Origin of the sequence: Rhodococcus sp. Leaf233, from assembly GCF_001426165.1 — a bacterium.
GTDB lineage: Bacteria > Actinomycetota > Actinomycetes > Mycobacteriales > Mycobacteriaceae > Rhodococcoides > Rhodococcoides fascians.
This window is the reverse complement of sequence record NZ_LMRO01000014.1, coordinates 252,427-262,222: the sequence shown is the minus strand read 5'-3', so window position 1 is coordinate 262,222 and position 9,796 is coordinate 252,427. Positions and strand designations below refer to the sequence as shown.

10 protein-coding genes are annotated in these 9,796 nt (G+C 64.4%); 8 read left to right on the top strand and 2 right to left on the bottom strand.

The window, feature by feature from the left end:
- Positions 1 to 55 precede the first annotated feature (55 nt).
- Both ASH04_RS25190 and ASH04_RS26335 read left to right on the top strand, forming a co-directional pair.
- On the top strand, positions 56 to 406 hold the full coding sequence (locus ASH04_RS25190; protein WP_057474919.1) for a VOC family protein: 351 nt from the start codon (positions 56 to 58) through the stop codon (positions 404 to 406).
- A gap of 164 nt (positions 407 to 570) precedes the next feature.
- Positions 571 to 1,269 (top strand): excalibur calcium-binding domain-containing protein, encoded by a 699-nt coding sequence (locus ASH04_RS26335; RefSeq protein ID WP_082519423.1) that lies wholly within the window; start codon positions 571 to 573, stop codon positions 1,267 to 1,269.
- Here the strand turns inward: ASH04_RS26335 and ASH04_RS25180 are convergent.
- Together ASH04_RS25180 and ASH04_RS25175 are read right to left on the bottom strand one after the other, a co-directional pair.
- Positions 1,266 to 1,775, bottom strand: a complete 510-nt coding sequence (locus tag ASH04_RS25180) for an O-acetyl-ADP-ribose deacetylase (RefSeq protein WP_057474882.1) — start codon at positions 1,773 to 1,775, stop codon at positions 1,266 to 1,268. The genes ASH04_RS26335 and ASH04_RS25180 overlap by 4 nt on opposite strands.
- Positions 1,772 to 2,698 (bottom strand): ADP-ribosylglycohydrolase family protein, encoded by a 927-nt coding sequence (locus tag ASH04_RS25175; protein ID WP_057474881.1) that lies wholly within the window; start codon positions 2,696 to 2,698, stop codon positions 1,772 to 1,774. Before ASH04_RS25175 ends, ASH04_RS25180 begins: the two co-directional genes overlap by 4 nt.
- Before the next feature lie 62 nt (positions 2,699 to 2,760).
- Here ASH04_RS25175 and ASH04_RS25170 point away from each other — a divergent pair, with 62 nt between their 5' ends.
- The 6 genes from ASH04_RS25170 (at position 2,761) to ASH04_RS25145 (ending at position 9,786) form a co-directional block, all read left to right on the top strand.
- Complete coding sequence (locus ASH04_RS25170; RefSeq protein ID WP_027497703.1) at positions 2,761 to 3,435, top strand: NUDIX hydrolase; 675 nt, start codon at positions 2,761 to 2,763, stop codon at positions 3,433 to 3,435.
- A gap of 48 nt (positions 3,436 to 3,483) precedes the next feature.
- Complete coding sequence (locus ASH04_RS25165) at positions 3,484 to 4,644, top strand: hypothetical protein (protein ID WP_053068818.1); 1,161 nt, start codon at positions 3,484 to 3,486, stop codon at positions 4,642 to 4,644.
- A gap of 91 nt (positions 4,645 to 4,735) precedes the next feature.
- Positions 4,736 to 6,034, top strand: a complete 1,299-nt coding sequence (locus ASH04_RS25160) for a T3SS (YopN, CesT) and YbjN peptide-binding chaperone 1 (RefSeq protein WP_051365202.1) — start codon at positions 4,736 to 4,738, stop codon at positions 6,032 to 6,034.
- Positions 6,035 to 6,125: 91 nt separating this feature from the next.
- Positions 6,126 to 7,145 (top strand): AurF N-oxygenase family protein, encoded by a 1,020-nt coding sequence (locus ASH04_RS25155; protein ID WP_057474880.1) that lies wholly within the window; start codon positions 6,126 to 6,128, stop codon positions 7,143 to 7,145.
- Positions 7,146 to 7,206: 61 nt separating this feature from the next.
- Positions 7,207 to 8,805, top strand: a complete 1,599-nt coding sequence (locus tag ASH04_RS25150; protein WP_057474879.1) for an FAD-dependent oxidoreductase — start codon at positions 7,207 to 7,209, stop codon at positions 8,803 to 8,805.
- A gap of 171 nt (positions 8,806 to 8,976) precedes the next feature.
- On the top strand, positions 8,977 to 9,786 hold the full coding sequence (locus tag ASH04_RS25145; protein ID WP_032384904.1) for a hypothetical protein: 810 nt from the start codon (positions 8,977 to 8,979) through the stop codon (positions 9,784 to 9,786).
- Positions 9,787 to 9,796: the final 10 nt, after the last annotated feature.

Genomic DNA, 9,796 nt, shown 5'->3' with positions numbered 1-9,796 from the left:
AGCCCTCGGCACCGGTCCGTATATGCAGAACCCGACAGCAACGGAGGAGAACGGCATGTTCAGATACATTTTCGCGGTCGTGGCGGTCCGGGACATCGATATCGCGAACGCTTGGTACGAGAAGTTGTTCGACCGTCCGGCGGACAACAATCCGATGTCGACACTGGTGGAGTGGCAGGCCGCTCCCGGAGCATGGGTGCAGGTGACTGTGGATTTCGAGCGTGCAGGCTCGTCGCTGTTCAATGTGGCGGTCGACGACCTCGAATCGTTCGTGTCGGCGGCCCACTCGCGCGGAATCGACTTCGCCGACATCGTCGAAGCGAACAAGGGCGTTCGGCTGTCCACGGCCACGGATCCCGACGGCAATTCCATCACCGCTATCGGCGGTTTTCGCGAGCACTACTGAGCCGGGGCGTGCCGTCTCGGCTCGAGGTGTAACGACGCTCGCACGCGGTGCGACATGGTGGAAGGAAATGCGACCGCCCGGTTCGGAAGAACGTGGGGTTGCTCCCGTCTCGCGGACACCCTTCGCCGCGAGACCGACACCCCGTGACCCGAGGACGATCCGACATGACCAGTGCCTACCCACCACCGTTCCAGCGCCCCGCACCCGAGCCAGCTCCTTCTCGACGCCCTCTCATCGGTGTGATCATTGCTTGTGGCGCAATCATTTTCGGTGCCGTCTTCTTGATCGGAGCGATCGCATCGTTCGAATTCGGTGCAATACTCGTCGGAGCGTTGATGGTCGCCTCGGGCATCGCGTATCTGCGGTTGTCCCCCGAGCGTGGACGCAAGGGTTGGGCCGTACCGGCGATCGCTGTTCTTCCGGCATTGATCGTCATGGGAATGACGGGATCGACCGAACCCGAGAAGGTGGCCGTCACCCCGGTCGCGGCCGTGCCCGCGCTACCCACCGTGACGACGACCTCCGCACGTCCGACGACCACCACACCGGCACCGACCACGACGACCACGGCCGCACCCACAACAGAGCCCGTCGCCGCGATCGTGGAAATACCGACGACGTCGGAGTACATCCCCGCTCCCGAGCCCGTCTTCATTCCCGAACCCGTCTACATTCCGGAGCCGGTGTACACACCCGAGCCCGTCTACACCGTTCCCGCGCCGCTGGCAGCGGTGCCGGAGAGCGTCTACTACGCAAACTGCTCCGCGGTGCGTGCAGCAGGCGCAGCCCCTATCTACGCCGGCGACCCGGGATACGCGAGCAAACTCGACCGCGACGGGGACGGGGTCGGCTGCGAGAACTAATTCACCATCCGCTGTGTCAGCTCGGCAGCCTCGCGGGAGTATGCGACGAGCATGACGAGGTCCACGGATGGCCGCGCTGCCTTGACGGCAACGACCTGTTGGGTGATGGCGTCGTGCATCGGCCAACCGTAGGACCCGGCCGAAATGAGCGGAAAGGCGATGGATTTCAGATTCATCGACGCCGCCAGCGCCAGGCTGCGCTGGTAGCACAGGCGTAGTAGTTCGGATCTGTCTTCGTTCTTCGAATAGCGCGGGCCGACGGTGTGGATCACGCAACTGGCGCGCAACCTGCCTGCGGTGGTGGCCACAGCGGCACCGGTGTCGAGGCCGTGGGGCAAGGTGGTGGCCCGCAACGCCTTGCATTCCGCGAGGATCGTGGGACCCCCGGCCCGATGCAGCGCGCCGTCCACCCCGCCACCGCCGAGGAGTCGGGTGTTGGCCGCGTTGACGATCGCGTCTGCGGCCACCTCGGTGATATCACCATGCACTACGTCGATGATCGTCATGCGTCGTCCTTTCTCTCGGCGATCGCGATGGCGATGCGATCGAGGTCGTCGGCGCGCAGCCCCGGGTAGCCGTGGACCAGCTCGCGCCACTGCGTCGGGACCGCCGACGCGCCCCACCGTGCACCGAGAAGTCCGCCCGCGATCGCGGCGGTGGTGTCGGTGTCCCCGCCTGCTCGGACACACAGTTCTAGCGCGGCAGGAAGGGGCAACGATGCGTCTGCCGCGCGAAGTATCGCCCACCAGGCCGTTTGGAGCGCGTGCACGACCCAACCGTTCTTCGGGAAGTCGGTCGGCTCGCCCTCCCGAGCGCTGTCGAGCAGCGGCTGCCAGAAGTCCCGGACATCGGGTTCTTCGTGGCGCAGGAAGTCGGCGATACCGTCGTACGTTCCGTGCAGCACCGCGTGCCGGATCGCGTGCGACCACAGTTGACACGCCTGACCGGCACGAGAATCGGAGTGGGTCAGCGCGCTGATCCGCTCCGCAGCAGCCCGGCATTCGGCCACGTCGTCGAGATAGGCCAGCGCGACGGGCGCGGTGCGCATCAACGAGCCGTTTCCACCGGTCCGGCCGGACAGCGACGCCGCGACCGCGGCCATCTCCGATCCGGTGCTCGCTCTCTGCGACAGCACTTTCCGGGTCTGATTGCCGACGTCGGGAGGATTCACCGCGAACCAGGCGCGGAAGTTCGCTGCCACCTCGTCGACGTCTCCGCCGATCTCGAGAGCGCTCGCAACGCACAGTGCCATCGACGTGTCATCGGTCCACTCCCCCGGGGCCCAGTCGAACGCGCCGCCGCCGATCATCGCAATGGCAGTCTCCGGCGTCGGATATCCGAATTCGTACCCCGCGCCCAACGCATCGCCCACTGCAGTGCCGAGCAGTACCCCACGCGCCCGATCCCGCTGATTGTCGGTCAAGTTCATTCGCTGCCCCTTAGATCGTTGTTGATCTAACAATAGATCAGACTTGCGCTAAGCTGCAACCCATGACGTGGACGGACCGAGACGGCAAGGCTCTGACCGATTACCCGCGACCTTCGGTTGCGGTCGATGTCGCGGTCCTGACGGTCCGTGAACAGCAGCTACAGGTCGTTGTCGTGCCCTCTGAGCGGGGCCTCGCACTTCCCGGAACGTTTCTGCGCCCGTCGGAAACCCTGACCGAAGCCGCCGAACGCGCACTCGAGTCCAAGGCGAACATCGTCGATCTGCAGTTCCACCAACTCAAGCTCTTCGACGAGCCCGGCCGCGACGACCGCGGTTGGGTGCTGTCGATGGCGCACGGCGCAGCCACACCGAGTCGATCACTGCCTGCGACAGCCGAATCGGTCGCCATCGACGGTGTGGTGCCGGGCTCGACGCTGGCGTTCGATCACAGCGAGATGGTCACCGAGGCAGTGCTGGACCTCCGAGCTCGCTACGCGCGAGAGATCGACCCTGCAGGATTCCTGGATTCCACCTTCACGCTCCTCGAACTGCGGTCGCTGTACGAAATCGTCTTCGATCGCGCGTTCTCCAAAGACACGTTTCGCCGCCACGTCATCACCGCACTCGAGGGAACGAGCACGACGACGACGGCAGGTGGCGGTCGCCCGGCCGAGTTGTATCGCCGGGCACCCGATGCTGCACTGGCCGCTTCTGCGGACTCGTTCCTTCGCGGCTAGAGGCGTCACGCGACGAAACCGGACATGTCAGCGGATAAGCTGCGAGCCATGGGATCGAAGCGGCCTGCCAACCGCGGACAGAAACGTGCAGAAAAGACCAAGGCCCGGCAACGGCGTCACCAGCAATCTCGGCCGGCACCGACCGGTGTCGTATCCGAGCGGATCAGCGATCTGATCGACGGTTTCGTCGAGTGGCTCGACGAGAGCGAGATGTCGGAGCAGGCCGAGGCAATCTCACGGTTGGTGTCGTCGACACTGACCCAGTTGTCCGGTGCGCGCCACGGGTTCTCCCCCAGCGCGTGGATTCCCGCCGATGCGCACCTGCTGGTGGATGCTGCAGAACGCATTCTGCAGGAGGAATCGGAGACAGCCGAGGACACGGCAGTGAACCTCGTTCTCACGTCACTGCAGTATCTGACGTTCCTCGACGAGACCGATCTGTGGGACGGCAGCCCGGAGGACTACGCACACTGCATGGAAGACCTCTCCGACTTCCTCGAAGGCGACGAGCCCGACATGCTCGACGCAGACGACATCGATCTGCCGAACGTCTCGCTCGACCAAGAGCTTGCGGCCATTTCGGCTCTGCCGCTGTTGCCTGCGCTCGATGACATCGTTGCTCGCGTCGCCGACGGACTGGCAGTGTCGGACGACGTCCATCTACGCACCGCCGTCGGCCCGGCTCCACTCGACCCCGCCGGACTCACCGAGTCCTCGGACGTTGCAGCCGTCGATTACTGGTCGACGGCCATCGCGACCGAACTGGTCCGGATCGACGGCGACACGGCCAAGCTCGGCGACAACGCCCCGTCTCTGGCCAAGCGTGAGGCGGAGACCGTTCATGAGCTGGTTGCCGAACACGTCCGAGTGCAGCTGTCCGGAGACGCCGACGACCCCGACGTGTCCCGTTCGCTGGCCAACACGTTCGCGGTTCAGACCCTGCTGGCCGCGATGACCGACGAGCTGCCTCTGAACAACGAGGGCGAGGACTACGCCGATTTGGAAGGTGAGGACCTGCGGACGGCGCAGCTGATTGACCACCGGGTTCGATCTCTGATCGAGCAAGGCATTCTCGTGCGAATCGAAGAGGTCCTGGCGGTTCCACATGCGCTGCGTCCCGCTGTTCTGGACGGGGTGGCCGAGGCGCACCCTTTCGGGGCGCTGGACGAGGAGACGCACGGGCCGCTCGAGGACTCGGCGTCGTCGTGAACGCACTCGCGCGCGCCGAGACTCTGTCGGTGCTCGCCGCTAGCGTGACCGACGCCGCGTTATCTCAGCGCGATTCGGGTAAGGAGCCGACATGAGCGATTCACTCGAGTTCGACTTCGACGTCGACTCGGCATGGATGCACTTCCAGCGCCGGCTCGGCGAGTACGTCAGCGCCATGCGCGACGGTGACGCCTTGGTGATCGAGTCTCGATACGACAGCACGGACGGCGTTCCGGACACCGCGGCCTGCGTCCAGTTCTACGCCTGGGATCTCGACATGGTTCGTTGCGAGCTGCCCGCCAACGAGCACCTACACAGTAGTCGCGCCATCACTGACGCTCAGCGAGAAGCACTGAACGCGTTGGGCTTTCGAACGTCTCGGGATTCCGAGCCGACGCCACCCCACGTCGACCGCAATCGCTCGTGGTCCGATGATCTGGCGAAGAAGACGGTCGCGGTGTTCCGTGACATCTGGGGCCTGCCACACCCGTCTTTTCTGAGTTCGCGGGCCACCGGACGCTACGACGTGCCGAGCTTCGAGGCCAGCACCGAACCCGTCTCGGCAGTCGTTCCACTGTGCGTGCAGCCGAAAGGGAAGGACCACCTGCAGCAACTCGTCGATCGTGCACTCGAACCCTGGTTCGGCTTTCCGCCCGATCACGACCCCGACGGCGACATCCCTCTGCGATTCGTCAACGGCACCGCATACGTCACGGTCAAATCCACCGAGCCGGTCGTCGAGATCAACTCGACGTTGGTGCACGCGGTCACCGGTCGCACCCGCGCGGCCGAGTTGCTGGTCGATCTCAACGTGCAGCTTCCGGATGTGATGTTGCATCTCGTCCAGGACTGCATTGTGGCCCAGGTACGTGTCAGCGGATCACCGTTCGTGGCCGATCACCTGCTGTGGGCGGTCCGGATGCTCTCGCACGTGTGGGAGCAGGTCGACGACAAGTTCGCCGAGGACTTCGGGGGCAGGCTCGGCGAACCGACCCCTCCGGTCCTCGAAGGTGACGACTTCCCGGACGGTCTGCTCGCGTTGATTGAGCTGATCGCGGATTCGCCCGATGCTGTCGAGCCACGCACCGTCCTCGAGTGCTGCTCTTCGGACCGTGACGTGGTCGTGTCGTATCTCCGCATCAGCGCCGAGCAGGAGGCATCGTGGCGCGGCATGGCGGTAGCCGCGGACCTGGGCGACGAACACTGCGATGTGGACGAGGCGGATCGCGAGGCCGCGAATTGGGGCAGCGCAGTGGCTGCCCTGCGGGAGGTGCTGCGGAGCACCCCCGAACAGGTCACTCCTGTGGTCGATCCGTCGGCGATCCAATTGCAGCTATTCGAGACCGACGAAGTCGCGGAGGTGTCCGACGAGCGTTCGGACGATCAGTAGCGCCATCCGAACAGCAAAGTTTCGACGGGCTTCCCTTTCATGTTAACTGGGGTTACATTAACTCCATGTTCGCATCACGTTTGGAGAAGCCATGACACTGACGACCGGCACCACGTCCGTTTCGGTGGACATCGACGCCACGGATGAGCAGCAGTACAACGAAACACTCACGTTGCTGTCCGAGGGTTCGGTGCACAAACACTTCGATCCTTACGTCGACATCGACTGGGAGTCCGAGAAGTTCGCGGTTCCCGCCAATGATCCCCGCTGGGTACTGCCCGCCAAGACCGACCCTATCGGGGGCCATGACTGGTACAAGTCCCTGCCGCTGGACCGGCAGATCGAGATCGGCATGTGGCGTCAGGCCAATGTCGCCAAGGTCGGCCTGCAGTTCGAGAACATTCTGATCCGCGGCATGATGCAGTACGTATTCTCGCTGCCCAACGGTTCGGCCGAGGCGCGCTACTGCACCCACGAATCCATCGAAGAGTGCAACCACACCCTGATGTTCCAGGAGATGGTCAATCGGGTGGGTTCCGACACTCCCGGCATGAGTCGACCGATGAAGATGCTCTCGCCGTTCATCCCCCTGTTCGCGACGCTGCTACCCGAATTGTTCTTCGTCGGCGTCCTCGCAGGCGAGGAACCCATCGACCACATCCAGAAGTCGGTGCTTCGCTCCGGCGAAGAGATCCATCCGATCATGCAGAGCGTGATGGCCATTCACGTGGCCGAGGAGGCTCGCCACATCTCCTTCGCGCACCAGCTCCTGCGTCGTCGTGTGCCCAAGATGTCCAAGATCGGACGCTTCCTGCTGTCGCTGGCCTTCCCCGTCACGATGCGCATTCTGTGCGACGTCATCGTCATCCCGCCGAAGAAATTCTGGACGAAGTTCGACATTCCGAAGAGTGTCAAGACGGACCTCTTCTGGGGAACCGAGCAGTCGCAGCACGCTCTGCAGGACTACTTCGGTGATGTGCGCATGCTGGCCACCGATACCGGAATGATGAACCGGGCGGCTCGCCTGATGTGGAAGCTGTGTGGAATCGACGGCAAGGCATCGCGTTTCCGTAGTGAGCCGGACCGCAGCTCCAGCCAGTTCGCCGCATAGCCCTCTCGACACCCCACGCGCCAGTTATCCGTACAGCAGCGCCCGCCGTCAGGAACCCCACATGCCCCACGTCGTCACCCAATCATGTTGCAGCGACGCGTCGTGCGTCTACGCGTGCCCAGTCAACTGCATACACCCCACCCCCGACGAGCCGGACTTCCTGACGGCGGAAATGCTGCACATCGACCCGCAATCGTGTGTCGACTGCGGTGCCTGTGTGTCGGCCTGCCCGGTGGACGCCATCGTTCCCCAGGCCAAACTGACCGAGGCTCAACTTCCGTTCCTGACCATCAACGCCGACTTCTACAAGCAGGAGCGGCCGCCACGGCCGATTCTGGCCCCGGTCACGCCGGCCGCCTCGGTGTCGAGAGATCGCCAACCGCTCCGAGTGGCGATCGTCGGGTCCGGACCCTCGGCGATGTACGCGGCCGACGAGCTGCTCACGCAGCCGGGGGTCAGCGTCGATGTCTACGATCGGCTTCCGCAACCGCACGGTCTGGCACGCCTGGGTGTTGCACCCGACCACCAGAAGACACGTCAAGTGTCACGGCTGTTCGAAACCATCTCGGCGCAAGAGGGATTCACCTATCACCTCGGCGTCGAGGTAGGAAAAGACGTGACGCACGACGAGTTGATGGACACCCATCACGCCGTGATCTATGCGGTCGGAGCGTCGTCGGATCGCGAACTCGGTATCCCCGGAGCCGAACTGCCCGGGCGCACTTCGGCGACCGACTTCGTCGCCTGGTACAACGGCCATCCCGATCACGCTCACCGCACGTTCCATCTGTCACACGAACGAGCGGTCGTCATCGGCAACGGCAACGTCGCACTCGACGTGGCCCGGATCCTGACCATGGACCCCGACGCACTCGCCGCGACCGACATCGCCCCCCACGCCTTGGAAGCGCTGCGCCACAGTGCCATTCGAGAGGTGATGGTCGTCGGTCGGCGCGGCGTGGCGCAATCCGCATTCACCGTGCCCGAATTCGCGGGACTGCTGACCGTCCCCGATATCGATCTCACCGTCGATCGCAGCGAGCTCGCACTGGATCCGGTGACGGTACGACTGGCCGGCACCAACGACCTGCCTCACGCGGTCGCCCAGAAGCTGCAACTGCTGCGGCACGTCGACGAGTCACCCGAGCACATCGACGGCCGAAAGCGCATCACGCTGCGCTACCTGCTCTCCCCCACTCGAATCCTGGGCACGGATCGGGTCACCGGGGTCGAGTTCGAGCGCATGGGTCTGACCGCCGACACCGACGATGTGGTGCGCAGCACCGCCACCGGCGAGATCGAAACGATCGACGCCGGCCTCGTCCTCACCTCCATCGGATACCGCGGCGTCGCGCTGCCAGGAATTCCGTTCGATCATGCAGTCGGCATCATCCCCAACCTCGGCGGCCGCGTACTCGAGGAAGTGGGCGGATCCCCGTCGACCGGTACGTACGTCACCGGGTGGATCAAGAGAGGGCCTTCGGGCTTCATCGGCACCAACAAATCGTGTGCTCAGGAGACCGTCGGACATCTGGTCGACGACTTCAACGCAGGCCGCCTGACCGATCCGATCGATCTGCCGAGCGCATGGACGGCGAACTCGGGTCGAGGGTCGCTGCGTCGCTCGAAAGACAAATTGCTGGCACTGCGCCGATCCTGACCGCTCGGCTCCGACACCCACCCGGTCGGGATCAATGCGACTGTCAGTCGTTCTGAGTGCAACAAAGCCACATTCATCCGGTCCGGGCGTGAGGTTGAAGCGTCTACTATTAGGGTAGGTACTTTCATCGGCCACCGATTCGCGGCGGGCCAACACCTCGAGGAGACCGAGATGCCGGGCCTGCGTCGCATCACAGCCACAGCCGCTGTCCCATTTGTCGGAATTGCCATGGCGCTCGCGTGCGCCGCACCGGCGCAGGCTCTGCCCACACCGGGCGATCTGGCAGATGTGCCGGCACGGACGTCGATCTCGTACGAACACGTCCCGACGGGTACGTACGTCGGCAGCGCGGAGGACAATTCGGCGCGCCCGGGGTTGTCGACGGTCAAGCTCTACATGGCCGACTACGTCGTGCGCTTCGGAGACGGTTCGCCGCGAGATCGCGACCTGGCCGCGCGCATGGTCCAGGTCAGTGACGACGGTGCCGCCTCGGTACTCGACAACAAATATCCCCAGGCCATCGATTCGACGGCAACGGAGTTCGGACTCACCTCTACCTCGCGGGGCGGTTTCTGGGGCAGTTCCTACACCAGCACAGCCGACACTGTGCGATTCCTGGCGGCGAAGAAGCGAACAGACCCCGCCAGCCCGGTCCTCGGCTGGATGAACTCCGCCGCACCGGTTGCAGCCGACGGAACCGTGCAGGACTGGGGCACCCAGCAACTACCCGGCGTGACCGGTAGCAAATGGGGATGGGCCGACGACGGATCGAGCGTGGTTGCGTCCGCGTCGATCGGTGACGAATTCGTCGTGGCTTCCAACACGTATGGACCGCGCCGCTCACAGACCGACGACGTCCTGGCAGCGCTGGGCGGCGTCGAGTTGACGGCACCGCCCGCTGCTTCTCCCGTACCGAACCTTCCCGTGATTCCCGGCCTGCCGTCGGTGGAAGAACTGCTGCTGATGCTCGCTCCTCGCTGACATGTTCGAA